Annotated in this window: 23 protein-coding genes; 15 read left to right on the forward strand and 8 right to left on the reverse strand. The window is 69.5% G+C overall.

Annotated features, from left to right (window positions below; all coding sequences use genetic code 11):
- The 3 genes from ABD056_RS18630 to ABD056_RS18640 all read left to right on the forward strand — a co-directional run.
- Positions 1 to 272 (forward strand): helix-turn-helix transcriptional regulator (locus ABD056_RS18630; RefSeq protein ID WP_343869150.1); only part of this gene is annotated, 272 nt, incomplete at its 5' end.
- A gap of 91 nt (positions 273 to 363) precedes the next feature.
- Positions 364 to 978 (forward strand): LysE family translocator, encoded by a 615-nt coding sequence (locus ABD056_RS18635; protein WP_343869152.1) that lies wholly within the window; start codon positions 364 to 366, stop codon positions 976 to 978.
- A gap of 79 nt (positions 979 to 1,057) precedes the next feature.
- On the forward strand, positions 1,058 to 2,143 hold the full coding sequence (locus ABD056_RS18640; RefSeq protein ID WP_343869154.1) for a hypothetical protein: 1,086 nt from the start codon (positions 1,058 to 1,060) through the stop codon (positions 2,141 to 2,143).
- A gap of 210 nt (positions 2,144 to 2,353) precedes the next feature.
- Here ABD056_RS18640 and ABD056_RS18645 read toward each other — a convergent pair whose 3' ends face one another.
- The 4 genes from ABD056_RS18645 to ABD056_RS18660 are packed head-to-tail and all read right to left on the reverse strand — an operon-like array spanning position 2,354 to position 6,739.
- Positions 2,354 to 3,154 carry an SPOR domain-containing protein gene (locus tag ABD056_RS18645; protein ID WP_343869156.1) on the reverse strand — a complete coding sequence of 267 codons (801 nt, stop codon included), beginning with the start codon at positions 3,152 to 3,154 and terminating at the stop codon, positions 2,354 to 2,356.
- Positions 3,155 to 3,166: 12 nt separating this feature from the next.
- Positions 3,167 to 4,063: a M48 family metalloprotease gene (locus ABD056_RS18650; protein WP_343869158.1), complete on the reverse strand. Its 897-nt coding sequence runs from the start codon at positions 4,061 to 4,063 to the stop codon at positions 3,167 to 3,169.
- A gap of 8 nt (positions 4,064 to 4,071) precedes the next feature.
- Positions 4,072 to 6,123 carry an adenylate/guanylate cyclase domain-containing protein gene (locus ABD056_RS18655; protein ID WP_343869159.1) on the reverse strand — a complete coding sequence of 684 codons (2,052 nt, stop codon included), beginning with the start codon at positions 6,121 to 6,123 and terminating at the stop codon, positions 4,072 to 4,074.
- A gap of 43 nt (positions 6,124 to 6,166) precedes the next feature.
- Positions 6,167 to 6,739: a hypothetical protein gene (locus tag ABD056_RS18660; protein WP_343869161.1), complete on the reverse strand. Its 573-nt coding sequence runs from the start codon at positions 6,737 to 6,739 to the stop codon at positions 6,167 to 6,169.
- Between the two features lie 494 nt (positions 6,740 to 7,233).
- Between ABD056_RS18660 and ABD056_RS18665 the strand changes: the two genes are divergently transcribed.
- From ABD056_RS18665 to ABD056_RS18685, 5 genes are all read left to right on the forward strand, one after another.
- Positions 7,234 to 8,121, forward strand: coding sequence for a glycine--tRNA ligase subunit alpha (locus tag ABD056_RS18665; protein ID WP_343869164.1), 888 nt, complete (start codon positions 7,234 to 7,236; stop codon positions 8,119 to 8,121).
- Positions 8,122 to 8,125: 4 nt separating this feature from the next.
- Positions 8,126 to 10,201: a glycine--tRNA ligase subunit beta gene (gene glyS, locus ABD056_RS18670; RefSeq protein WP_343869167.1), complete on the forward strand. Its 2,076-nt coding sequence runs from the start codon at positions 8,126 to 8,128 to the stop codon at positions 10,199 to 10,201.
- A gap of 11 nt (positions 10,202 to 10,212) precedes the next feature.
- Positions 10,213 to 12,891 (forward strand): pyruvate, phosphate dikinase, encoded by a 2,679-nt coding sequence (ppdK, locus tag ABD056_RS18675; RefSeq protein WP_343869170.1) that lies wholly within the window; start codon positions 10,213 to 10,215, stop codon positions 12,889 to 12,891.
- Positions 12,892 to 13,101: 210 nt separating this feature from the next.
- Positions 13,102 to 14,013, forward strand: coding sequence for an ArgK/MeaB family GTPase (locus ABD056_RS18680; protein ID WP_343869171.1), 912 nt, complete (start codon positions 13,102 to 13,104; stop codon positions 14,011 to 14,013).
- A gap of 131 nt (positions 14,014 to 14,144) precedes the next feature.
- A complete protein-coding gene (locus ABD056_RS18685) occupies positions 14,145 to 14,708 on the forward strand; it encodes a hypothetical protein (protein WP_343869172.1) in 564 nt (187 codons plus the stop codon).
- 110 nt (positions 14,709 to 14,818) lie between these two features.
- On the opposite strand, the gene ABD056_RS18690 is transcribed toward ABD056_RS18685, so the two are convergent.
- A complete protein-coding gene (locus tag ABD056_RS18690; RefSeq protein WP_343869174.1) occupies positions 14,819 to 15,373 on the reverse strand; it encodes a hypothetical protein in 555 nt (184 codons plus the stop codon).
- A gap of 163 nt (positions 15,374 to 15,536) precedes the next feature.
- Between ABD056_RS18690 and ABD056_RS18695 the strand changes: the two genes are divergently transcribed.
- On the forward strand, positions 15,537 to 15,782 hold the full coding sequence (locus ABD056_RS18695) for a DUF2188 domain-containing protein (protein WP_343869176.1): 246 nt from the start codon (positions 15,537 to 15,539) through the stop codon (positions 15,780 to 15,782).
- Positions 15,783 to 15,917: 135 nt separating this feature from the next.
- The gene (locus ABD056_RS18700) at positions 15,918 to 16,190 is read left to right on the forward strand and encodes a DUF2188 domain-containing protein (RefSeq protein WP_343869178.1); all 273 of its coding nucleotides are present in this window, start codon (positions 15,918 to 15,920) and stop codon (positions 16,188 to 16,190) included.
- 262 nt (positions 16,191 to 16,452) lie between these two features.
- Here the strand turns inward: ABD056_RS18700 and ABD056_RS18705 are convergent, their stop codons facing one another.
- Together ABD056_RS18705 and ABD056_RS18710 are read right to left on the reverse strand one after the other, a co-directional pair.
- The gene (locus tag ABD056_RS18705) at positions 16,453 to 17,358 is read right to left on the reverse strand and encodes a pirin family protein (RefSeq protein WP_343869180.1); all 906 of its coding nucleotides are present in this window, start codon (positions 17,356 to 17,358) and stop codon (positions 16,453 to 16,455) included.
- Positions 17,359 to 17,456: 98 nt separating this feature from the next.
- A complete protein-coding gene (locus tag ABD056_RS18710; RefSeq protein WP_343869182.1) occupies positions 17,457 to 17,933 on the reverse strand; it encodes a Crp/Fnr family transcriptional regulator in 477 nt (158 codons plus the stop codon).
- Between the two features lie 226 nt (positions 17,934 to 18,159).
- Between ABD056_RS18710 and queA the strand changes: the two genes are divergently transcribed.
- From queA to ABD056_RS18735, 5 genes are read left to right on the forward strand one after another with little or no spacing between them, the layout of a single operon-like run.
- Positions 18,160 to 19,206 (forward strand): tRNA preQ1(34) S-adenosylmethionine ribosyltransferase-isomerase QueA, encoded by a 1,047-nt coding sequence (gene queA / locus ABD056_RS18715; protein ID WP_343869184.1) that lies wholly within the window; start codon positions 18,160 to 18,162, stop codon positions 19,204 to 19,206.
- On the forward strand, positions 19,203 to 20,336 hold the full coding sequence (gene tgt, locus ABD056_RS18720; protein WP_343869187.1) for a tRNA guanosine(34) transglycosylase Tgt: 1,134 nt from the start codon (positions 19,203 to 19,205) through the stop codon (positions 20,334 to 20,336). Before queA ends, tgt begins: the two co-directional genes overlap by 4 nt.
- Positions 20,337 to 20,363: 27 nt before the next feature.
- Entirely contained in the window at positions 20,364 to 21,560 is a 1,197-nt protein-coding gene (gene queG, locus ABD056_RS18725) for a tRNA epoxyqueuosine(34) reductase QueG (RefSeq protein ID WP_343869189.1), read from the forward strand.
- Positions 21,561 to 24,092 carry a chemotaxis protein CheB gene (locus tag ABD056_RS18730; protein WP_343869191.1) on the forward strand — a complete coding sequence of 844 codons (2,532 nt, stop codon included), beginning with the start codon at positions 21,561 to 21,563 and terminating at the stop codon, positions 24,090 to 24,092.
- Positions 24,093 to 24,097: 5 nt separating this feature from the next.
- The gene (locus tag ABD056_RS18735) at positions 24,098 to 24,916 is read left to right on the forward strand and encodes a formylglycine-generating enzyme family protein (RefSeq protein WP_343869193.1); all 819 of its coding nucleotides are present in this window, start codon (positions 24,098 to 24,100) and stop codon (positions 24,914 to 24,916) included.
- 10 nt (positions 24,917 to 24,926) lie between these two features.
- On the opposite strand, the gene ABD056_RS18740 is transcribed toward ABD056_RS18735, so the two are convergent.
- On the reverse strand, positions 24,927 to 25,505 hold the full coding sequence (locus ABD056_RS18740) for a demethoxyubiquinone hydroxylase family protein (RefSeq protein WP_343869197.1): 579 nt from the start codon (positions 25,503 to 25,505) through the stop codon (positions 24,927 to 24,929).
- Positions 25,506 to 25,507: the final 2 nt, after the last annotated feature.

Genomic DNA, 25,507 nt, shown 5'->3' on the forward strand with positions numbered 1-25,507 from the left:
CGGTTTCGCTGGCCGAGGTGGCGGCGCTCGCCGGCCTCAGCCGGTTCCAGCTGGTGCGCGGCTTCGTGCGGGCGACCGGCCTACCGCCCCATGCCTATCTGGTGCAGAAGCGCCTCGCCCTCGCCCGCCGCCTCATCGCCGCCGGCCTGCCGCTGGCCGAGGTCGCCGCCGCCAGCGGCTTCGCCGACCAGAGCCACATGACCCGCCTGTTCACCCGCGCCTACGGCCTATCGCCCGGCGCCCTGGCCGCCGCCCGGCACCAACGCGCCTGAACCCGCCCGGCAGAACTGCAAGAACGTTCAAGACCGCCACGGCCGCCGCCGGCTACCCCTCGGGCTCCACACCATCACCGGGAGACCCGTCATGGACGCCGATTATCTGCTCACCTGCCTCGTCATCATTGCCTCGCCGGGCACCGGGGCGCTTTACACCGTCGCCACCGGCCTGTCGCGCGGCGCCGCCCCCAGCGTGATCGCCGCCTTCGGCTGCACCCTCGGCATCGTGCCGCACATGGCGGCGGCCGGCCTCGGACTGGCGGCGGTGCTGCAGACCAGCCCGGCGGCCTTCCATGCCCTGCAGGTGCTGGGGGTGGCCTATCTGCTCTACATGGCGTGGGCGATCCTGCGCCAGGGCGGCGGGCTGACGGTGGAGGCGGCCGAGGCGCCGCCGCTGCCGGCACCGCGGCTGATCCTCTCCGCCGTGCTTCTGAACCTGCTCAATCCCAAGCTGTCGATCTTCTTCCTGGCCTTCCTGCCGCAGTTCATCTCGCCGGCCGACCCGGCGCCGCTCCAGCGGCTGGCAGTGCTGGGCGGCGTGTTCATGGCCCTGACCTTCGTCGTCTTCGCCGCCTACGGGGCCGCCGCCGCCTGGATGCGGCGCCATGTGCTCGGCCGCCCGCGGGTGATGCGGTGGCTGAACCGCACCTTCGCCGCCGCCTTCGTCGCCCTGGGGCTCCGGCTGGCCTTCGCCGGGGCCTGAACCGGCCGAGGCTGCCGCTTGCCCGGCGGCGGAAAAGGGCGCAATACTGGCGCGCTCAACAAACGCCGCAAAACCCGCCATGACTAGCAAGCGACTGGCCGTAGAGACCCTGAGCGGCCCGGTGGTCGGACGCCTGAACACCCTGGCCGGCATGCCCGCCGCCGTCGATTACGACCGGGTGCTGGGCAACGTGGAGCTTCTGGGCGCCTATGTCGCCCTGTTCCGCAAGCGCCGGGCGGAGTTCGCCGACCTGCTGGTGGATGCCGCCGGCGCCCCGGTGGTGGACAACAGCACCCCCGTCCACCCCTGCGGCTTTTCGGTGGACGAGATCATCTCCATGACCATCCGCTCCGCCGCCCGCCGCCACATGACCAAGGACGCCGCCGTGCCGCGCTCGGCCGCCGCCGCCCGCAACGACGGCCTGCTGTCCAAGATCGCCGGGCTGCTGGTGTCGCTGTGGGAGACCGAGCCGGAGGTGAAGACCGAGCAGGTGGTCAGCCGCCAGTACAAGACGCTGGCGCCGCTCATCGGTCAGGACTGGCAGATCCCGCTCATCCCCTACTACGCCCGCCTGCCCATGCCGCTGGTGCTGACCCTGGGCGACGGCCTGCTGGAGCTGCGCACGCCGGAGCATTTCGAGCGCCTGATCAGCGTCGGCGAGAAGGGCCACGCCCAGGCCGCCTCCATCACCGCCGGCCTGCACACGGAGATGATGGCCGCCAATCCCCTGGCCGCCAAGGGCGTCGCCAAGGCCGGCAAGCGCCAGTTCGACCGCCTGAAGGGCCTGCTGTACAAGCGGCCGGAGGTGGGCGTGAAGAACTTCTGGGAGGTCTTCGCGCAGGAAGAGATGGTGGAGGTGCTGGGCGAGTCCAACGACCGCCAGATCGCCGCCCTGGCGCCCTATCTGTCGGAACTGGGGCCGGACACGGTGCGGGTGATGCTGGCCCACCTGCCGACCGGCAAGCTGGCCCGCTTCCTGGAGCACGCCAAGACCTACCTGGGGGCGGGCACCTATCTGAACGTCTTCGGCCCCATGGGCGACAAGCGCATCGTCGAGGACTTCGCCCGCCGCGCCATGCAGATCCAGCACGCCCCCACGGACCTGGACACCTGGACGTCGAAACTGGAACTGCTGTACGAGGCTTACAGCATCCGGCCGGGCTGAGCGGGGATCGCGGGGCGGGTCGCGCGCGGGGCACCGGCACCCGGCACAACGAAAAAGGCGGCTGCCGGAGCGATACGGCGATGTTGCTCTGCAGGCGGCCGGCCAAAAGTCTCCCGCAGCGGCGTTACGAAAGTCGATCCTTTCGCCGTCAACCTCCTCGCCGCCGTCGAGTTTGCCCCCTTCTTCGCCTGCCGGTTATGAGTCTCAAGCCTAAAAGCGCGTGGTCACGCAGTAGAGGCGCATCTCCTGCATCGCCCGACAGATCCTATCGGCGTCCTCGCGCGTTGTGGGGCCGGCGATCAGGCGGTGGAATCGCCCTTTGGCAGGCAGGTCCACCACCTCTGCCCGATGATCGAGCGCCGCGAGCCCCCGAACCCGGCGGGACAGGTCATTCCAGGTGCGCTCAGCCAGAGCCGGGTCGCGCAGCGAAGCGATGTGGAGGCCATAATCTTCCACCCCCTCAGACCGGACAGGGGTGACTGAACCCTCCGGTTCAGCCGCCAATGCCGCTGCAGCTGGGCCAGCCGATGCCTCCGTGCCGTGCCCGTCGGAGGTGCTCGCGGCGACGGGCATTGTACCGCTGGTAACGGGCGAAGCGGCCCTTACCGCGACCGGCCTGCCGGTCGGCGCGACGCCGTGGAGCGGCGGCTCGCCCGCGTTGAGACGGCTCAGGTTGTCGTAGGCTGCTGCCACCACGCTCCGTTCCCGGTCGCTGCCGATCGTGGTCAGCGTCGCCGGTCGACGGAGGATGATGGCCTCATAGTATTGCCGCGCCACGTCGTGGTTGCCACGCCTGTGATAGTTCAGGGCGGTGAGCAGCAAAGTGCGCCCGTCCACCGGGCTATACTTGCGGGCCTCCGAGAGGCGCGCAGCGAATTCCTCGGGCGTGCCTTCGAACCAGGCCTTCTCGGCGGCGGCGATGGACTCTGGCCCGGGCCCGCCGAGGCTGGCGCAGGCCGCCGCCAACAGCACCAGCGACAGGGTAGCGACGGTACGAAAGAGCGTGCGCATAGTCTGGAGACCTCACACCGGGCGGGTCGGGAAGATGGACTTGAGCTGGCGGAACGCCTCGGACCCCGCAAAGCCGCGTTGGCCGGTGGACGGGCCTGCGGCGGCTTCAAGGGCGTCGATGCGCTCCACCATCTGCGGGTGACTGGCGAAGAGAGATGATGCGCCGGCGTCGGGTGGATAGAGCCGCAGCAGCCGGTGCCACGCCAGCGACGAGGTGGCGGGATCAAGCCCCGCCGCACGGAACGCTCCGGGAATGAAGGCGTCGGCGGCCAGCTCGTTCTCGCGGGAATAGCCGCCTTCCATAATGTCAAGGAGGGGTGCCTTGAGCGCGTCGATCACCTGACCGGCCGTGCGGGCGTCGGCGCCCTTCTGGTGGTTCAGGACATCGACCACTGTCGACAGGATCGCATCCTGGGCCATGCGGCTGCGGATCTCGGCGAGGTGGTGGCTCAGTTCCGCGTGGCCCATTTCGTGCGCGATGATTGACGCCAGTTCCTCTTCGCTGTCCACGTAGCTCATGAGCCCGCGCGTGACCAGGATCTTGCCGGCGGGAATGGCGAGGGCAAGCACTTCGTTCGACGAAAGTACCGCGATCTCCCACAGGAAGGTCCGTTTTGAGGCCGCGTACAAGGGCGCTGCGAAAGCCTGCAGCGACCGCTGCGCTGCGGCGCTGGGATACATCCCGCCGTGGCGCTCCATGATAGGCGCGAACCACTGCGTCGCCATCAACCGCTCGTGTTCCTCCCCGAGGGTCACGCCACCGAAAAGGTTTCCGACGTTGCCAATCACCTTCTCCATCAGCAGCTGCTCAGCCGCCGTGGCCAGACCGCCGGGAAGACAAGCGGTGGCGGCGAAACCTGCGGCCCCGCCAATCAGGCTTCGGCGCGACAGGGAGGGGGAGAACGGCATGGGGTGCCTCACTTGCTGGTCATTGTGAAGGTGCCGTCCCAGTCGGCGGCGGGCGGATGGGCGATGAAGCGGCGGCAGCGTTCCACGTAGACGGCGGCCGCCGGGTCGCCTCCCGCCAGCACCTCGAACCGGGCGAGCGCCTGGTCAAATTGACGGGCCTCGTAGAGTTCGAGGGCGGCATGGAAGGCATCGGCGAGAGCGAGACGTCCGGCCGGCAGGCTCTTCGCTTCGCCGAACGGTTCGAGGACCGCAACCGGACGCGTCTTGCCTTTGACCACCAAGCGGTCAAGCCGGCGCAGGACAATGTCTTGCGGCAGGCGGGCGGCCGTCTCCTCACCGATCATCAACCTGCTGCCGAACGTCTTGTTGGCCCCCTCCAGCCGGGCGGCGAGGTTCACGGCGTCGCCGATGACGGTATAGTTCAGCCGTGTCGCGCCGCCCATGTTGCCGACGACGGCGTCGCCCGAATTGATGCCGATGCGGGTGCCGATCGGCGGCAGTCCGTGGCGGGCGACGACGAAGTCTTCGTTGAAGCGGTCCAAAGCGGCCAGACAGGCGAGGGCGCAGCGTACCGCGTTCTCCTCCGCCGCCGGGTCCGGCAGGGGGGCGCCCCAGACCGCCATGATGGCGTCGCCGATGTACTTGTCGACGTAGCCGCCGTGATTCTGAATTACCTCGGTCATGCAGGCGAGATAGCCGTTGATGACCTCCACCAGCCGCTCGGGGTCGTCGGCGAGGTGCTCGCTGAGCGCGGTGAAGCCGGCGATGTCGGAGAAGAACAGGGTCACCCGCCGCCGGTCGCCGCCGAGGCGGAGCGCATCGCCCCCTTCGGCCAAGCGGTCGACCAGTGCCGGCGCCAGATAGTGTTTGAAGGCGTGGCTGATGCGCCGCCGCACGCGGTCTTCGGTGACGAAGCGGAAGGCATAGATCAGTGCGAAGGCACCAAGCGCCGCCACGGTCATGGTGATCGCCGGAAGGACGATCCCTTCGGCGACGAACAGGCCGATGCCGCCTGCCGCCAGCGCGCCGGTTCCGGCGCCGAGGCCGGCCAGTCCCCTGGCAGGTCGCAGGCGGAAGAACACGAGGGCGGCAGTGAACGCCCACAGGCCCACGGCGACGGCCGCTGCCGGCCCGGCCAGCACGGCGGGCGCGCTTGCCGCCAGCAGCGTCTGCACGGCAGCGGCGTGAACGTGAACGCCGGAGATGCTGCGCCGGGAGACGATGGCCTCCGGCTCGCCGGCCGCTGGCGCGCCGTCGCAGCCCTCCACCCGCGACGGCGCGACGGCAAGGCGGTTGGCTGCGACGAAGCGATCCTCGACGTCCAGTTCCGTTCCCACGAGCACGACCGTATTGCGGAACCGTTCGAACGCCGCCGCGTCCCCAGCCTCGGCGCAGGCATGGAGGGCGGCGAAGGAGACGGTCCGGAGGGCGCCCGGCGGCGGCCGGAAGTCGAGGACGAAGGCGGCGGACGGCACAGCCGCGCCGGCGCGGGCGGCCAGTTCGGCGCCGAACGACGGGATCATGGTCCCGTCGGTGCTGTCGAAGGCAGCGGGGTAGCGGCGGACGACTTCGTCTTCGTCCATCAGCAGGTTGAGCGGCCGGATATTGCCTCCGCCGCCGGCGGCCATCTGCTGGCGGCGCTCCGGTTCGATCGACCGCGACGACAGGCGCACCATGCCCATAACGAGAGCGCCGCGCCCCGCCAAGGCGCGCAAGGCATGCAGCAGGGGACGGTCGTAGCCCGGCACCAGGCCCGGCTGGTCGAGCGTCGTGGGGTAGACCAGGTCGAGACCCACCACCCGCGCTCCGGCCCCGTCCAGCGCGGAGAGAACCTTGGCGAGATGTGGCGTCCAGGCGACTTGCGGGGCACCGGCCAGTGCCGGCGCGCCATAGGCGCCTTCCGTAATGGCGACGACGTAAATGGGCGCCGCGACCGCCGGGCGGCCATCGGGAACCAGGCGCGCAAGCGGCAGCATCAGGTCGATGCCGAGGCGGTGGATCCAGTCGGCGGCGGGAAGGCCGGCCGGAACGGCTGCGATGACCGCGACGGCGAGTGCCACCGCCAGCTGTGCCCGCGCCCCTCGCAAGACTGGTCGCCCTGCGTCAGGGCAGAGTGACGATGGTGGTGCCATGACCGGGATCGAGCGTCGGATCGATGTTGAAGTCGGCGCTGCGGATTCCCCCAGGCCCGGCTATACGGACACTGTAGAACCGGCCTGGCACCAGCGCCGGCGCCTTCGCCGGATAGGTGAGGCCGCTGTCGACGGCGGCGGCGCTCCACAGGAGGAGGGGTTCAAGACCGCTGACGTCATAGATGGCCACGCGCATGTCGCCGCCATCCCACTGGAAGGCAGGTCGTGCAGTCCGGGTGATCTGGCTGGCAGGAGCCACCACGCGGCGCCCCTCGTGGCGCTTGACGGCCGCTCCGGCGGCGCGGGCATCGGCCATGATGACCGGCTGGGCCATCCCGCAGGGCGGCACTTCAATCGCGATACTGCCGCCGACAACAACGCTTTCCGTCAGGCCGATGGTGACCGAGCCGCCGTCGATTGTTTCCCGCCGACAGTTTGAAAGGTAGCTGAGGACGAGGCGGCTACCGCCGACCGTCAGGGTCTGCGCAGGGAACAGGTAGTCGAATTCGGCAACGCCGATGGACGGCTCGGCTTCCTCGACCATGGCGACGGGAGCCGTTGCTTCCGGCGCGGCGACGGCGGTTGCCGCCGGACAAGTTGCCCAGACTGCTGCGGCCGCCCCCAAAGCCGCCAACGTGCTCCACCGAAGACCGCCCCCTGTCGACACCCTGTTCCCCATGGATCAGCGCTCTCAATCATGCGAGTGGACGCCGTCACTAAGCACATTTTTCTCGTGGTTATCAAGCCTGCCGGGGCTCGTGGGCGTCCTTCGCAGCCGACAGACGGCTTGCCCGCGAATGCCTTCCGCGCATGAAGCATATGGCGTACCACCGGGGGAACCGGTCGGCGGGTTCCGACCGAATAAGAACTCCTGAGGAACCTGCCGCTGTACTGGTCCAGGACTTGCGGACATGCAATAGAGGGTACTGCAGGCGGGGGTTCTGTCCCCCACCCACCCCACCCCCCGCTTGATTCCCACCCCCGCCCCCGGTAGCTTCAAGCCTCCTTTCAGACCCAGGCTTGGGAGAGACCGAGTCCATGGCCGTTTCCGGCGCGTCCAGCCGCAGTTTTCAGCAGCTCATCCTGACCCTCCAGCAGTTCTGGGCGGACAAGGGGTGCGTCATCCTTCAGCCCTATGACATGGAGGTCGGCGCCGGCACGTTCCATCCGGCCACCACCCTGCGGGCGCTGGGGCCGGAGCCGTGGAGCGCCGCCTATGTGCAGCCCTCCCGCCGCCCCACCGACGGGCGCTATGGCGAGAACCCCAACCGGCTGCAGCACTACTACCAGTTCCAGGTCATCATGAAGCCGTCGCCGGCCGATGCGCAGGAGCTGTACCTCGACTCGCTGCGGGCGCTTGGCATCGACCCGGACAAGCACGACATCCGCTTCGTCGAGGACGACTGGGAAAGCCCGACGCTCGGCGCCTGGGGCCTTGGCTGGGAAGTGTGGTGCGACGGCATGGAGGTGACGCAGTTCACCTACTTCCAGCAGGTCGGCGGCATCGAATGCGACCCGGTGGCGGTGGAACTCACCTATGGCCTGGAACGCCTCGCCATGTACATCCAGGGGGTCGAGAACGTCTATGACCTCGACTTCAACGGCGCCGGCGTGAAGTACGGCGACGTCTTCCATCAGGCGGAAGTGGAATATTCCGCCCACAACTTCGAGCACGCCGACACCGACATGCTGTTCAAGCACTTCACCGACGCCGAGACGGAGTGCCAGAAGCTGCTGGCCGCCGGCCTGGCGCTGCCGGCCTATGACCAGTGCATCAAGGCCTCGCACCGCTTCAACCTGCTGGATGCGCGCGGGGTGATCTCGGTCACCGAACGCGCCGCCTACATCGGCCGGGTGCGGGCGCTCGCCAAGGCCTGCTGCGAGGGCTGGCTCAAGTCCCGCGGCCACGCCGTGGCGGAGGGCTGAGGCCATGACCGAATTCCTGCTCGAAGTCTTCTCGGAAGAAATCCCCGCCCGCATGCAGGCCAAGGCGGCCGAGGATCTGAAGACCCTCATCGTCACCGGCCTGGAAAAGCAGGGCATCACGCCGGAACGGCCGCGCGCCTTCGTCACCCCCCGCCGCCTGGTGGTGGTGATGGAAGGCCTGCCGCTCAGCCAGCCCGACGTGAAGGAGGAGCGCAAGGGCCCCAAGGTCGATGCGCCCGCCGCCGCCGTCGACGGCTTCCTGCGCTCCACCGGCCTGACGCTCGACCAGTGCGAGCAGCGCGACACCCCCAAGGGCAAGGTGTGGTTCGCGGTGGTCGAACGGCCCGGCAGCGAGACGGTCGAGGTGCTGAAGGACGTGGTGGAACAGGCCCTGGCCGACCTGCCGTGGCCCAAGTCCATGCGCTGGGGCACCAACCCGACCCGCTGGGTGCGGCCGCTGCACCGCATCGTGGCGCTGCTCAACGGCCGCGAGGTGGACGTGGATTACGCCGGCGTGCGCGCCGGGGCGGAAACGGTGGGCCACCGCTTCCTGGCGCCGGAGCCGTTCACGGTCGGCGACTTCGACGGCTACCGCGAGAAGCTGCGCGCCGCCTACGTCATGCTCGACCCGGCCGAACGCGCCCGCGTCATCCTGACCGAGGCCCAGCGCCTGTGCGAGGCCGAGGGCCTGATGCTGAAGGAAGACGAGGGCCTGCTGCGCGAAGTCACCGGGCTGGTGGAATGGCCGGTGGTGCTCATGGGCCGCATCGACGAACAGTTCATGGGCGTGCCGCAGGAAGTGCTCACCACCTCCATGCGCAGCCACCAGAAGTACTTCTCGGTGCTGAACCCCGACGGCAGCCTGGCGCCGCGCTTCGTCGTCGTCGCCAACATGGTGGCGGAAGACGGCGGTCAGGCCATCGTGGCGGGCAACGAGCGCGTGCTGCGCGCCCGCCTGTCCGACGCCAAGTTCTTCTGGGACCAGGACCGGAAAGCGCGGCTGGAAAGCCGCGTCGACAAGCTGAAGGAGCGCGTGTTCCACGCCCAGCTCGGCACCGACTGGGACAAGGTGAGCCGCATCCGCCGGCTCGCCGGCGAAATCGCCGCCCACATGGGCGCCGATGCCGCCCAGGTCGACCGCGCCGCCCATCTGGCCAAGGCCGACCTGTCCACCGGCATGGTGGGCGAGTTCCCGGAACTGCAGGGCATCATGGGCCGCTACTACGCCCTCGGCGATGGCGAGCCGCAGGCGGTGGCCGATGCGGTGGCGGAACACTACTCCCCCCTCGGCCCCAACGACCGCTGCCCGACGGCGCCGGTGTCGGTGGCGGTGGCGCTGGCCGACAAGATCGACACCCTGGCCGGCTTCTTCGGCATCGAGGAAAAGCCGACCGGATCGAAGGACCCCTTCGCCCTGCGCCGCGCCGCGCTCGGCGTCATCCGGCTGATCCTGGAGAACAGGCTGCGGCTGCCGCTGCGCACCATCTTCGCCCACGCGACGGAACCCTTCGTCGAGGCGAAGCACGTCGCCGGCGCCCGCGAGGCGGCGGTGCCGGCGGAGCTGCTCGACTTCTTCGCCGACCGCCTGAAGGTCCACCTGCGCGAGGCCGGCGTCCGCCACGATCTGGTGACGGCCGTCTTCGCGCTCGGCGGCGAGGATGATCTGGTGCGCCTGCTGGCGCGCGTCGATGCGCTGTCGGCCTTCGTCGGCTCGGAGGACGGCGCCAACCTGCTGGTCGCCTATCGCCGCGCCGCCAACATCCTGCGCATCGAAGAGAAGAAGGACGGCGTTGCCTATCGCGGCGCGGTTGACTCCGGCGCGCTGGTGCTGCCCCAGGAACAGGCCCTGGCGGCGGCGCTGGATGCGGCGGAGCCGGCCGCCCGCTCCGCCCTGGCGGCGGAGGATTTCGCCGGTGCCATGGCGGCGCTGGCGGGTCTGCGGGCGCCGGTGGATGCGTTCTTCGACGACGTCACCGTGAATGCGGAGGACGCCGGACTGCGCCGCAATCGTCTCCACCTGCTCGGCCGCATCGTCGCGGTGATGGGCGAGGTGGCCGACTTCAGCAAGATCGAAGGGTAGGAAAAACAGCCATGGCGAAGTGGGTTTACACCTTCGGGGACGGCACGGCGGAAGGCCGCGCCGACATGAAGAACCTCCTCGGCGGCAAGGGCGCCAACCTGGCGGAGATGTCGTCGCTCGGCGTGCCGGTGCCGGCCGGCTTCACCATCACCACCGAGGTGTGCACCTACTATTACGCCAACGGTGAAACCTACCCCATCGACCTGAAGGACCAGGTGGCCGAGGGCATCCGCCGCATCGAGCAGGTGATGGGCGCCACCTTCGGCGACCGCAAGAACCCGCTGCTGGTGTCCGTGCGCTCCGGCGCGCGGGCCTCCATGCCGGGCATGATGGACACGGTGCTGAACCTCGGCCTCAATGACGAGACGGTGCAGGGGCTGATCGAACAGTCCGACGACCCGCGCTTCGCCTACGACAGCTACCGCCGCTTCATCCAGATGTACGGCGACGTGGTGTTGGGGGTGGAACATCACCACTTCGAGGAACTGCTGCAGGACCTCAAGGACGACCGCGGCGTCGACCTCGACACCGACCTTGCCGCCGACGACTGGAAGGAACTGGTCGGCCGCTTCAAGGCCAAGGTGCAGGAAGAACTCGGCCGGCCCTTCCCGGAAGACCCGCAGGAACAGCTGTGGGGCGCCATCGGCGCGGTGTTCGGCAGCTGGATGAACCAGCGCGCCATCACCTACCGCCGCCTGCACGACATCCCGGCCGAATGGGGCACGGCGGTGAACGTCCAGGCCATGGTGTTCGGCAACATGGGCAACGACTGCGCCACCGGCGTGTGCTTCACCCGCGACCCCTCGACCGGCGAGAACGTGTTCTACGGCGAGTATCTGGTGAATGCCCAGGGCGAGGACGTGGTGGCCGGCATCCGCACACCGCAGCACCTGACCATCCACGGCAAGCAGATCCACGGGTCCGACCTGCCGGCCATGGAAGAGGTGATGCCGGAGCTGTACCGTGGCCTGTGTGACGTGCGCGACCGCCTGGAAGCGCACTACAAGGACATGCAGGACATGGAGTTCACCATCCAGCGCGGCAAGCTGTGGATGCTCCAGACCCGCACCGGCAAGCGCACCTCCAAGGCGTCGCTGAAGATCGCCGTCGACATGTGCCAGGAGGGCCTGATCTCCGAGGCCGAGGCGGTGGACCGCATCGACCCGGCGCAGCTCGACCAGCTGCTGCACCCCATGCTCGACCCGCAGGCGGAGAAGGACGTGCTGGCCAAGGGCCTGCCGGCCTCCCCCGGCGCCGCCTCCGGCCGGGTGGTGTTCTCCGCCGACGACGCCGAGGAGTGGGTGAAGCGCGGCGAGAAGGTGATCCTGGTCCGCATCGAGACCTCGCCGGAAGACATCGGCGGCATGCACTGCTCGGAAGGCATCCTCACCACCCGCGGCGGCATGACCAGCCACGCCGCCGTGGTGGCCCGCGGCATGGGCCGCCCCTGCGTCGCCGGCGCCGGTGAAATCCGGGTCGACTACAAGGCCAAGACCTTCATCGCCCGCGGCCGCACGGTGAAGGAAGGCGACACCGTCACCCTCGACGGCTCCACCGGCGAAGTCATGGCCAGCGCCGTGCCGACCATCCAGCCGGAACTGACCGGCGACTTCGGCATCCTGATGCAGTGGGTGGATGGCATCCGCCGCCTGCGCGTGCGCGCCAACGCCGAAACCCCGCTGGATGCCGAAACCGCCCGCAAGTTCGGCGCCGAAGGCATCGGCCTGTGCCGCACCGAGCACATGTTCTTCGACCCGGCGCGCATCATTCACATGCGCCAGATGATCCTGGCCGACGACGAGGCCGGCCGCCGCAAGGCGCTGGACACCCTGCTGCCCTACCAGCGGCAGGATTTCGTCGACCTGTTCACCATCATGCAGGGCCTGCCGGTGACGGTGCGCCTGCTCGACCCGCCGCTGCACGAGTTCCTGCCGTCGTCGGACGAGGAAATCGCCGACGTCGCCAAGGCGGCGGAGGTGGACGAAGGCACCATCCGCGCCGCCATCGTGCGCCTGCACGAAAGCAACCCCATGCTCGGCTGGCGCGGCTGCCGCCTCGGCGTGTCGTTCCCCGAGATCTATGAGATGCAGGCCCGCGCCATCTTCGAGGCGGCGGTGGAGGTCGCACAGACCAGCGGCCAGACGGTCGAGCCGGAGGTGATGATCCCGCTGGTCGGCACCAAGAAGGAACTGGACCTGATGAAGGCCGTCGTCGACAAGGCGGCGGAAGAGGTCTTCGCGGCCAAGGGCAAGACGCTGGACTACGTGGTCGGCACCATGATCGAACTGCCGCGCGCCGCCCTGCGCGCCGCCGAGATCGCCGAAACCGCCCACTTCTTCAGCTTCGGCACCAACGACCTGACCCAGACCACGCTCGGCATGTCGCGCGACGATGCCGGTCCGTTCCTGCACTACTACCGCGAGAAGGGCATCTACGAGAAGGACCCGTTCGCCAGCCTGGACCAGGACGGCGTCGGCGAACTGGTGCAGATCGCCGCCGACCGCGGCCGCAGCACGCGGCCGGGCATCAAGCTCGGCATCTGCGGCGAGCACGGCGGCGACCCGTCCTCCATCGCCTTCTGCGAGGCGCTGAAGCTGGATTACGTGTCGTGCTCCCCCTACCGCGTCCCCGTCGCCCGCCTGGCGGCGGCGCAGGCGGTGCTGGGCAAGCATCGCGACACGACGGCGTGAGGTTGTCTTAACCACCAAGGCACAAAGGCACCAAGAGGGCGGGGTTCGGCTTCCAGCGCCGAACTCCGCCCCGCCCTGCGCAGCAGAACGAGAATGCCTTCGGCGAAGACTTGGGATGCGCCGGCACAAAGAGCCGGCGCTGAGGCAGGCTCCGCCGCCTTGGTGTCTTGGTGTCTTTGTGGTTCCCCAAAACCGGCAGGGGCCTTTCCCATGGACCTGAAGACGCTTGAAGAGGGCGGCAAGGCGGCGCTGGCCCGGGCGCTGGCGCAGATCGAGGCGCGGCCCGATGCGCCCGAAACCGTGGCACTGCTGGCGGAGGCGTACAAGCGGCCGCGGGCCCATGTCATCGGCATCACCGGCCCGCCGGGCGTCGGCAAGTCCACCCTCATGAACGCCCTCATCGGCGGCTGGCGGGCGCGCGGGCGGACCGTCGGGGTGATCGCCGTCGATCCGTCCTCGCGCAAGTCCAAGGGCGCCCTGCTCGGCGACCGCACCCGCCTGCAGACCGACCCGGAGGACCAGGGCGTCTTCGTCCGCTCCATGGCCGCACGCGACCGCCTGGGCGGACTCGCCGGCTTGACCATCGCCGCCATGGTGGTCATGCGGGCGCTCTATGACGTGGTGCTGATCGAAACCGTCGGCGTCGGCCAGTCGGAAACCGACGTGGTCCGGGTGGCCGATACGGTGGTGTTCTGCGTCCAGCCCGGATCGGGCGACAGCCTGCAGTTCATGAAGGCCGGCATCGCCGAAATCCCCCACCTGGTGCTGGTCACCAAGGCCGACATGGGCGCCGCCGCCGAGCGCGCCAGCGCCGACGTCCACGGCGCCCTGTCGCTGGCCGAAGGCGACATGGAGGGGTGGGAGGTGCCGGTGCTGCTGGTCTCCAGCATGCACAAGCAGGGGGTGGACGGGGTGATCGCCGCCATGGACCGCCACCTCGCCCACCTGCGCGACCGCCACCTGCTGGCGTCCCTGCGCACCGCCCAGGCGACCGAGTGGCTGGAGGAGTTCATCCGCGAACGCTTCGGGCGCGAGGGGCTGAAGAAGGTGGGGCCGGTGGCGCTGGCGGCCGGCGAAACCCCGTTCGGCAAGCTGGCCGACCTGGCGCGCAGTCTCGCCTGAAACCCTTCGGGAAAAGCGGAAAACAATCTTGCAAAGGTTGTTCTTCTTTCCGACGCCTCTGGTAGGATGAAGCTGCTGCGCACCTTATGGCCGCAGCCATTCAACCGGGGACGTAGGACAGGGGGATTACCATGACGCTCAATTCGGGCCAGCTCGCCAAGGTGTTGAAGCAGGATGCCGCCAAGGAGCTTGGCCGCAAGATCAAGGCCGGCACCGCAGTGCCGGACTACGAGGTGAAGGCCAAGATCACCAAGGCCATCGACGCCGCCTTCCCCGACGAGGGCCGCGCCACCGAGGCGCACATCCAGCAGGTGGCGGAAAAGATCGACGACATCCTCAAGGTCCAGAAGCAGGAAGAGGAAACCAAGGTCGACACCGGCAAGGTGGTGAAGGACGCCTGGGACGAGGTGAAGGGCCGCGACGCCAAGATGGCGCAGGCCGTGCGCATGGTCATCACCGGCACCGCCCGCGGCCGCTCCGCCCCCGGCACCACCGGCATCAAGCACATTCACGTCGGCGGCAACGCCAAGCTGAACCTGCTGTTCAAGGACGACCTGGTGCTGGGCATCGTCAACGGCCACCTGGACAACAAGATGCCGCCGACGGTGCGCTCGGAAGCGGAAAGCGTCGCCGGCCGCACCCGCCAGACCACCGTCGACATCCAGGTGATCGGCAACGAGGTCAAGAAGGCGTGATGCGTGCGCAGGCGCGTGCGGCCGCGACACAGCGGGCGTTGCACAGCGTGTGCTGAGCGTACATAATGTATGGCAGACGGAAGCCGCGCGCGTTTGGACGCATTGCCGCCTCAGGATCTTGTCCCGGGCAATGTCAACGTCGCAAAGCGGGGACGCGAGGCAGCGTCCGGAGCGGGTTCGCACCCTCCCTTCCGCCCTTCCTTCTGCCACAGCACCGGCTCCCGCAGCACACGCTTGGGGAGGCCGGTGACGATCGACCAGACATGGCCGTCGCTCGTCGATCGCAAGTCAAGCACAAGGGTGAGATGAACAAGCCGGCGGTCGAGTCGCTTCCGCGCCACGATCAACCGGCCGCTATGGCCCTCGTGGATCGCCTCGAAGTTCTCGGCGACATAGTGGCAGTAGGTTATCACGCTGGAGAAGCCGAGGCCGTTCAGTTCCCTGAGGCGGTTCTCATAGCCCTCGATGTGGGTCAAGCCGAAGCCGTTACGCCCCGGCACGCCGTGACATAGCCGGATCGGGCCCGACGGCTGCCCGATTGCCGACGCCTGATCGCTGCTGATGAGGCCGAAGTCGGTACTTCCGGCGAAGGTGGAGATGTAGGAATTAGGCGCAGACATCCAGGCGACCTGAGGTGGATCTTGCGCATCATCATAGCCCTGCACGCGCGCGCGACGTAACCCTTCCTGATGCGCCCGGGGCGGAGCTGTTGCCGCTTTGCCACGGCATCATCGAAACCGTCATCCATACCCATCGAAAGTGATAGGCCCCGCGAACGGCACGGGTGATAATCGTCGCTGTCGGATCAACCTTGGTGGAGGTTGGGTCATGCAGCTGGACGTGATGCCCGTGACCGACGTGACCGGCAAGCCGGTGCTCTATGTGGTGCGCGACGACAGCGGCCGGTGGGTCGTGCGCCGCGACGGTGAAGCCCACAGCCATCGTTTCAGCGACCGCAAGGCGGCCGCCCGCTTCGCCCGTGAAACCGGCGAGGCGGCAGGCGGCTATCGCCTGTTCCTGGAAATGGCCGACGGCCGCCTGATGTGCGAGATGCTGAACGTCGCCGCCCGCTGACCGACGCCACTCCGGCGGTGGTGACGGCGGGGGCGTGCCTCCTCCCTTCGGCCCCTCCGTTCAGAGGGTGAGGCGGCGTGCGGCCTGCGGCAGAGTAACGGCCTTCCGCAGGTTCGCCAGCAAGGGATTCCGGCCATGTCCGCCGTTTCCGCACACGCCGCCCCGGCCGCCGTCGCAGCCGGGTGCCGCACCCCCGTTTTCCACGTCGTCCGCGAGCCGGACGGCGGCGACGAGGCCATCGCCTGGGCGGTCCGCCGCGAGGGCGACCCGCGCACCCATCGCTTCCCCGACCGCCCCGCCGCCGCCGACTTCGCCCGCAGCCAGGGCCGCGCCGCCGGCGGCTATCGTCTGTTCATGGAACTGCGCGACGGCCGCATGATGTGCGAGATGCTCAACGTCGCCGGCTGAGGCGGGCAGCGTCGGACACCGCCGGCGCCGTACCCCGCCGACCGGCAGGGGCGGCGACGGGGCGTCCTCTCCTACTGTGGCGCCACCGCCGGCATGGGGCCGGCGGGTCACGACGGAGGGTCAACCGGGAGATCAGCCGCGACCGCGCCGTCACCATGGCCGTCGACATCCAGGGCGACACCATCCTCATCGACGACCGCGACTGAGGCGGACGCAGAACGCACGGCGCCGGACGGGCAGACCCGCGTCCGGCGCCACCGCGTCAGAACCGGCCGGCGCGGTAGTCGTCCACCGCCTGGATCACCTCGTCGCGGGTGTTCATGACGAAGGGGCCGTATTTGGCGATGGGCTCGTGCAGGGGCCGCCCGGCGACCACCAGCAGGCGGGCGCCGGTGGGGGCGTCGGCATCGGCGGCGGCGCGCACGGCCGCCCCCTCCCCCAGCACCGCCAGCCAGCCATCATGGACGCGCTCGCCCTCGCCCGCCGGGCCGAGGGTGACACTGCCGGCGAAGGGGTGGACGAAGGCGGCGTGGCCGGCGGGGATGGGAATGTCCACCGCCGCCCCCGGCGCCAGCGCCACGTCGGCGATGAAGGGCGCCGTGGAGCGCTGCGGCGCCGGCCCTTCCGCCGCATCCCACCGCCCGGCGATCAGCGTCACCGCCACGCCCGGCGCCGGTGTCAGGCGGGCGAGGTCGGCCGCCGGGATGTCGCGGTACCAGGGCTCGCGCATCTTTTCCGCCGCCGGCAGGTTGAGCCACAGCTGGAAGCCGAACAGCAGCCCGTCGGTCTGTTCCGGCATCTCGGAATGCTCGATGCCGCGGCCGGCGGTCATCCACTGCACGCCGCCGTCGGTGATCAGCCCTTCGTGCCCGTGGTTGTCGCGGTGGCGCATGCGGCCCTGCACGAGGTAGGTGACGGTCTCGAAGCCGCGGTGCGGGTGCGGCGGGAAGCCGGCGATGTAGGCGCCAGGGTCGTCGCTCTGGATGCGGTCGAGCATCAGCAGCGGGTCAAGGTCCGGCAGCCGCGGCTGGCCGACCAGACGGGTCAGGCGCACGCCGGCGCCGTCCTCGGCCGGCATGCCCGCCACCACCCGGGCGACGGTGCGGGAAGCCGGTGCGGCGGCGGCAGAACCGGCAGAGGCGGCGGCAGGGGACGGGGCAACGGTCATGGCAAGGCCCTCCAGGCAGGAATGTTTCCTTGCCTGCAAGATGAGGCGCCCAGCCCCGCCTGAAAAGGCCGTCGCCGGAAACGCTGCGTTGCCGCCGCTCAGCCCGCCCCGCGCTCCAGCATCAGCATGTGGGCGGCCCGCAGGCGCTGGCCCATCACGCCGGCGAAGCGGCTGACCACCGCATAGCCGAAGGCGCCGTCGGCGGCGAAGGCCAGCCGCAGCGGCGCCACCGCCACCTCCACCACCTGGCCCGGTGCCGCGGCGCGGGCATCGAAGGCCCAGCGGAACGGCGGCGTCAGCCACGACCAGCCGAGCACGTCGCCCTCGTGCAGGGTCTGCAGCACGGAAGGGCGGCCATCGGTGCGGTTTTCGACGCAGACGGTGCCGCGCGTCAGGACGAAGAAGCGGTCGGCATCGCCGCCCTGGTGGAACAGCATCTCGCCGGCGCCGATGTCGCGCAGGCGGGCGCAGGCGGCCAGACGGTCGAGCCGCGCCGGGGTCAGGTCGGAAAAGAACGGGTGGCGGGAAAGCGCCTCGCGCAGCGGCGCGGGCGCGGCTGTGGTGCTGTCGGCCATCGGAACCCCTCCATGCCGGCGGCCGTCTCCTCCCCCGAAGACAGGCGGGTGGGCTTCGCGTCCCTTGCCCGCGGCGGATCACCATAGCATGATGCGCCGCCCGCCGGGACCGCGCTTGTCCGCGGCCCCGCCATCGGGCATACCGTCGTCGGCGGCGGGTCCCCATATGGTGGGGCCGGATGCCGCTTTCGCACCAGTTTTCCCAGCCATCGAGCCCTGCCGCCCCATGCGCGTCGACGCCTTCGACTTCGATCTCCCCCGCGAGCGCATTGCGGACCGCCCGGTTTCGCCGCGCGACTCCGCCCGCTGCCTGCATGTCCGCGCCAACGGCCTGGACGACCGCATCATGCGCGACCTGCCGGACCTGCTGCAGCCCGGCGACGTGATGGTGTTCAACGACACCCGCGTCATCCCGGCGCGCCTGCTCGGCCGGCGCGGCGAGGCCAAGGTGGAGGTGACGCTGCACATGCGGCTTGCCGACGACACCTGGCGGGCCTTCGCCAAGGGCGCCAAGAAGCTGAAGCCGGGCCAGACCATCACCTTCGCCGACGGCTTCGAGGCCGTGGTGGAGGACAAGGACGGCGGCGACGTGCGGCTGAAGTTCGACCGCGGCGGCCAGGCGCTCATGGATGCCCTGAAGGACCACGGCCACATCCCGCTGCCGCCCTACATGGGCCGCGCCGACGACGAGCGCGACCGCACCGATTACCAGACCGTCTATGCCGCGCCGGAGAAGGAAGGCGCCGTCGCCGCCCCCACCGCCGGCCTGCACTTCACGCCGGACCTGCTGGCCCGGCTGGAGGCGCGCGGGGTGTCGCGGGTGTTCGTGACCCTGCACGTCGGCGCCGGCACCTTCCTGCCGGTCACCGCCGACGACACCGCCGACCACCGCATGCATGCCGAGATCGGCGAGGTGACGGCAGAGGCGGTGAACGGCGTCCACGCCGCCCGCGCCGCCGGCGGCCGGGTGGTGGCGGTGGGCACCACCGCCCTGCGCCTGCTGGAAAGCGCCGGCGACGAGGCCGGCGTGCTGCACCCCTTCAGCGGCCCGACCGACATCTTCATCACCCCCGGCTGGCGCTTCCGCATGGTCGACCGGCTGGTGACCAACTTCCACCTGCCGCGCTCCACCCTGTTCATGCTGGTCAGCGCCTTCAGCGGCCTCGACCGCATGCGGGCGGCCTATGCCCATGCCATCGACACCGGCTACCGCTTCTATTCCTACGGCGACGGCAGCCTGCTGGAACGCTGCGACGAGGACATTCCCGCGTGACCCACGTTTTCCGCTACGAGCTTCTGAAGACCGACGGCGCCGCCCGCCTCGGGCGCGTCCACACCGCCCACGGCACCATCGACACGCCCGCCTTCATGCCGGTCGGCACGGCGGCGACCGTGAAGGCCATGCGCCCCGAAGAGGTGCGGGCGACCGGCGCGCAGATCATCCTCGGCAATACCTATCACCTCATGCTGCGCCCGACGGCGGAGCGGGTGGCGGCGCTGGGGGGCTTGCGCAACTTCATGAACTGGCGCGGGCCGATCCTCACCGACTCGGGCGGCTTCCAGGTCATGAGCCTCGCCAAGCTGCGCAAGCTGACCGAGGACGGCGTCACCTTCCAGAGCCACGTCGACGGCTCGCGCCACCACCTGACGCCGGAACGCTCCATCGAGATCCAGCACCTGCTCGACGCCACCATCACCATGGCGTTCGACGAGTGCACCCCCTTCCCCGCCACCCACGAGCAGGCGGCCGAAAGCATGCGCCTGTCCATGCGGTGGGCGGAACGGTCGCGCAAGGCCTTCGTCGCCCGCCCCGGCTACGGCCAGTTCGGCATCGTCCAGGGCTCGGTGTTCGAGGATCTGCGGCGGGAGAGTGTGGAGGCCCTGAACGCGCTCGATTACGAAGGCTACGCCGTCGGCGGCCTGGCGGTCGGCGAGGGGCAGGAGGCCATGTTCTCGACGCTGGAGTTCACCACCCCGCTGATGCCGCAGCACAAGCCGCGCTACCTGATGGGCGTCGGCAAGCCGGCCGACATCGTCGGCGCGGTGATGCGCGGCATCGACATGTTCGACTGCGTGCTGCCGACCCGGTCGGGGCGCACGGCGCAGGCCTTCACCCGCCGCGGCACGGTGAACCTGCGCAACGCCCGCCACATGGACGACCCGCGCCCGCTGGACGCCGACTGCTCCTGCCCCGCCTGCCGGCAGTACAGCCGCGCCTACCTGCACCACCTGATCCGCTGCGAGGAAATCCTCGGCATGATGCTGCTGACGCAGCACAACCTGCAATATTATCAGGATCTCATGCGCGGCATCCGGGGCGCCATCGAGGACGGCCGGCTGGCCGACTTCGCCGCCCGCTTCGAGGAGGATCAGGCCCGCGGCGACATCGCCCCGCTGGCGTAGGCGCCCGCCCGAGCCTATCTGGCGGTCATGGCGGACACCAAGCAGGTCATCGTGGACGAGGCCCGGCGCCTCGGGTTCGACAGCGTGCGCTTCACCCGCGCCACGCTGCCGCCGGAGGTGCGCGCCCGCCTCGACGGCTACCTCGCCGACGGCCGCCATGCCGACATGGCGTGGATGGCCGATACCGCCGACCGTCGCGCCAACCCGCAAAGCCTGTGGCCGCAGGCGGTGACGGCCATCGTGCTGGGCGTCAACTACGGTCCCGGCCACGATCCGCGCGTCCTCCAGGCCCATCCGACGCGCGGCCACATCTCGGTCTATGCCCGCAACCGCGACTATCACGACTGGATCAAGGGCCGCATGAAGACCCTGGGCCAGGGGCTCATCGCCCGCTTCGGCGGCGACATCAAGGTGTTCGTCGACACTGCCCCGGTGATGGAAAAGCCGCTGGCCGCCCAGGCGGGGCTCGGCTGGCAGGGCAAGCATACCAACCTGGTGTCGCGCGGCTTCGGCTCCTGGCTGTTCCTCGGCGAGATCCTGACCACCCTGGAGGTGGAGCCCGACCCGCCGGAAGGCGACCATTGCGGCTCCTGCGCCCGCTGCCTGCCCGCCTGCCCCACCGGCGCCATTACGGCGGCGCGCGAGATCGACGCCCGCCGCTGCATCAGCTACCTGACCATCGAGAACAAGGGGCCGATCCCGCGCGAGCTGCGGCCGCTGATCGGCAACCGCATCTACGGCTGCGACGACTGCCTTGCCGTCTGCCCGTGGAACCGCTTCGGGCAGCTTACGCCGCACGAGGCTTTCCGCCCCCGCGCCGAGTTCCTGGCGCCGCGTCTGGCCGACCTCGCACAGCTGGACGATGCAGACTTCCGCCTTCTGTTCAGCGCTTCACCAGTAAAACGTATCGGCCGCGATCGGTTCATCCGTAATGTATTCGTCGCCATGGGTAATAGCGGCGAGCGGAATTTCATCCCTCTAGTTCTTCATGCAGCCTGCAACGACACGTCATCGCTGGTACGCGGAGCGGCTGTGTGGGCTTTTTCTAGACTTGAGGATACGAACGGATATATTGCCGCCTACGAGAGACACTATGGTGACGAACCGGACCCGGCCGTCCGTGACGAGTGGACCGCAGCCTATCCGTCAGTCGGGGCGGACGCGGCGGGCGGCTCTGGCATGATGGTTGGCCCGGTGCGCTCCGTGGATGAGGGGAGTGGGTGAATGCCCGACGACAATCTGCTGGAACCCGCCGACGAGGTGGAGGCTGCCCCCTCCCGTCGCGGTCGTCGCCGCAAGGTGACGGTGGTGGGCATCGCCGCCTCCGCCGGCGGGCTGGAAGCCCTGGGGCATCTGGTCACCAACCTGCCCGCCGACAGCCAGATGGCCTATGTGGTGGTGCAGCACATGGCGCCGCAGCACCCCAGCATGCTGACCCAGCTGCTGGCGCGCCAGACCGACCTCAAGGTGGTGGAGATCACCGACGGCCTGCGGGTCGAGCCCAACGTCATCCACATCACCCCGCCCAACAACGACCTCGACATCGAAGACGGCGTGCTGCGGCTGCGCGAGCCCCATGCCGCCATCGGCCCCAAGCCCTCCGCCGACTATTTCTTCGCCTCCCTGGCCGAAGACCAGGGGGAGAACGCGGTCGGCATCATCCTGTCCGGCACCGGCTCCGACGGCGCCCACGGGGTGCGCGCCATCAAGGCCGGCGGCGGCATCACCATGGCCCAGGACGAGGAAAGCGCCCGCTATTCCGGCATGCCGCGGGCGGCGGTGGAAACCGGCTGCGTCGATTTCGTCATGGCGCCCGACGGCATGGGCGACGAGCTGCAGGAACTGCTGACCAACCCCAAGCGCGCCAACCTCGCCGTGGAGGAGGAAAACTCCGACCTGGTGCAGCGGCTGCTGCTGATGGTCAAGAACCGGCTCGGTGTCGATTTCACCGGCTACAAGAAGACCACCATCACCCGCCGCATCCGCCGCCGCATGGCCGCCTGCCGCTGCGAGAGCCTGGCCGACTACCTCGGCTATGTGACCGAGATGCCGCAGGAGCTGGAGGCGCTGCGCAACGACATCCTCATCTCCGTCACCAGCTTCTTCCGCGACGACGACGCCTATGAGGCGCTGGCCCGCATCATCCCCGACCTGGTGCGCGACAAGAAGCCGGGCGACACCATCCGCGTCTGGGTGCCGGCCTGCGCCTCGGGCGAGGAAGCCTATTCCATCGCCATCCTGCTGTCGGAAACCCTGGGGGAGCGGCTGGGCAACTATCAGGTCCAGGTCTTCGCCACCGACATCGACGCCGACGCCCTGGCCCGCGCCCGCAAGGCGCTCTACCCCGACGCGGCGCTGAAGACCATGAGCCGCGACATGCTGTCGCGCTACTTCCTGGCCCGCGGCGGCTATTACCAGGTGGTGAAGTCGGTGCGCGACATGATCGTGTTCGCCAAGCACGATCTCATCCAGGACCCGCCGTTCCTGCGCATCGACCTGATCTCCTGCCGCAACCTGCTGATCTACTTCAATGCCGCCTTGCAGCAGAAGGTCATCAACATTTTCCACTACGCCCTCAATCCGGGCAAATACCTGCTGCTGGGAAAGTCGGAAACCATCGGCACCGCCACCAGCCGCTTCCACACCGTCGACAAGAAGTGGAAGCTGTTCCGCCGCCTCGGCGATGCCCGCCCGCCGGCGCGGGAGCAGATGGCCACCTTCCAGCCGCGCGGCTCCGACACCAACGGCGCCCGCAGCCGGCGGGAGAGCAAGGAGGTGTCGCTCAACGACGTCGCCATGGCCGCGCTCATTGCCGCCTACGCGCCGCCGACGGCGCTGGTCGACCGCGACGGCCGCATCCTGCATGTCCACGGCGAGATGCAGACCTACCTGCAGATCGGCCAGGGCACCCCCGACCTCAACATCTTCACCATGGTGCGGCGGGAACTGCGGGCCGAGCTGCGGTCGGTATTCGTGCGCTCGCAACAGAAGCGGGCGGAGCTGGTGGGGCCGGCGGCCTCGTTCTACCACGACAACCAGGAACGCACGGTGCGCGTCTCGGTGCGGCCGCTGGCGCTGTCCACCGACGAGCTGTTCATGGTGTCGTTCGAACCGGCCCTGCCGCCGGCCGGCCTGACCGCCGAGCCGCGCCCCGACGGCGAGGAAGACCCGCGCCTGCAGGAGCTGGAACAGGAACTGGTGGCGACGCGGGAGAACCTGCAGACGGTGGTGGAGGAACTGGAGACCGCCAACGAGGAACTCCAGTCGCTGAACGAGGAACTCCAGGCCAGCAACGAGGAACTGCAAAGCTCCAACGAAGAACTGGAGACCTCCAACGAGGAACTGCAGTCGACCAACGAGGAACTGACCACCGTCAACGAGGAACTGCAGATCAAGTCGTCGGAACTGGCGGGGGTGAACGCCGACCTGGAGAACATCCTGCGGTCCATCGGCTTCCCCGTCATCGCCATCGACCGCGGCCTGCGGGTCACCCGCTACAACCAGCCGGCCCGCAAGCTGTTCGAGCTGCAGGCGACGGACATCGGCCAGACCATCACCGCCATCACCTGCCGCGCCGAACTGCCCGCCTTGCGCGACCGCCTGCATGCGGTGGTGGAGACCGGGGTCGCCGACCGCTTCCTGCTCAGCCACGACGGGCTGGTCTACCACGGCGCCTTCCTGCCCTACCGCGACGACCTGGGCAACCCGACCGGGGCAGTGCTCACCTTCGTCGAGACGCCGCCGCAGGAGGCCTGACGCCGGTGCGGACGGGATACGCGGCGGGGCTCGCCGCCCTGCTCGCCCTGCTGGCGACCGCTCCGGCGGCGCCGGCGACGGCGGCGGAGCAGGATGCGGCCAGGCCGGCGGCGACGGTGCAGGACTGCGCCGTCTGCCCGGTGATGGTGCCCGTTCCGGCGGGGCGGTTCACCCTGGGCGACGGCCGCGTTCCCGACGCCGTCCCGCGCGAGGCGGAGATCACCCGCCCCTTCGCCATCGCCCGCAGCGAAACCACCTGGCGCCAATGGGAAGCCTGCGTCGCCGAGGGCGCCTGCCGCGGCGGCCAGAGCGACCACGGCTGGGGCCGCGGCGACCGGCCGGTCATCAACGTCACCCTGGCCGATGCCGAGGGCTACGCCGCCTGGCTGTCGCGCCGCACCGGCCAGCGCTACCGGCTGCCGAGCGAGGTGGAATGGGAATGGGCCGCCCGCGCCGGCTCCGCCAGCCTTTATCCGTGGGGCGAGGCCATGCGGCCGGGACAGGCCAACTGCCGCGGTTGCGACGGGGCGGTGGTGGAACACGGCGGCAGCGCGCCGGCCGGCACCTATCCGCCCAACGCCTGGGGCCTGACGGAGATGAACGGCAACCTGTGGGAACTGACGGCGGACTGCTGGACGCCCGGCGGCGCACCCTCCGGCCGGCAGTCGCCGTGGCAGCCCGACCCCGGCTGCCGCGACCGGGTGATGCGCGGCGGCGCCTGGTATTACGTGCCGCTGCTCGCGGCCTCCGCCGCCCGCGCCCGCAACGCCGCCGACGTCTGGAGCTATGTGGTCGGCTTCCGCGTGGTGCGGGACCTGGACTAAAGCGGCGGGATCAGAACCGGCTGCTCAGCCAGATCGCCAGCTTGGAGCCGTTGCGCACCATGCCGTAGAGCAGGTTGTAGCCCGGCGTTTCCTCGGCCTTGTTCTCATAGCCGATGTCGCGGTGTTCCAGTTCCTCCAGGCGGAAGCGTTCCACCGTCTCGCGCAGGTCCGCCTCGTCGTCGCCCAGCTTGTCGCGCTGTTCGGCATAGTGCTCGTCGATGGCTTCTTCCACCGCCACCGTGCAGGCCATGGCCGCCTTCTCGCCCAGCAGGGCGGTGCCGGCGCCGAGGGCGAAGCCCATGACGTGCCACAGCGGCTGCAGCACGGTCGGCCGGGTCTGGCGGCGGCCGATGGCATCGGCGAAGTAGCGCAGGTGCTCCTTCTCCTGGTCCAGCATGTGGCGGAGTGTGGGGCCGACCCGCGTCCGGCCGAGCACCGCCAGCTGCCCTTCATAGATGCGCACCGCGCCGTACTCGCCGGCGTGGTTGACGCGGCACAGGCGATCCAGGAACTCGTCGCGCGACGGCTCGCCCGGCAGACGGTCGTCGCCGGTGCGGCGGATGTTGCGGCGGTCGGGGGTGGTATCCATGG

Source organism: Caenispirillum bisanense, from assembly GCF_039523075.1.
Classification (GTDB): Bacteria; Pseudomonadota; Alphaproteobacteria; order Rhodospirillales; family Rhodospirillaceae; genus Caenispirillum; species Caenispirillum bisanense.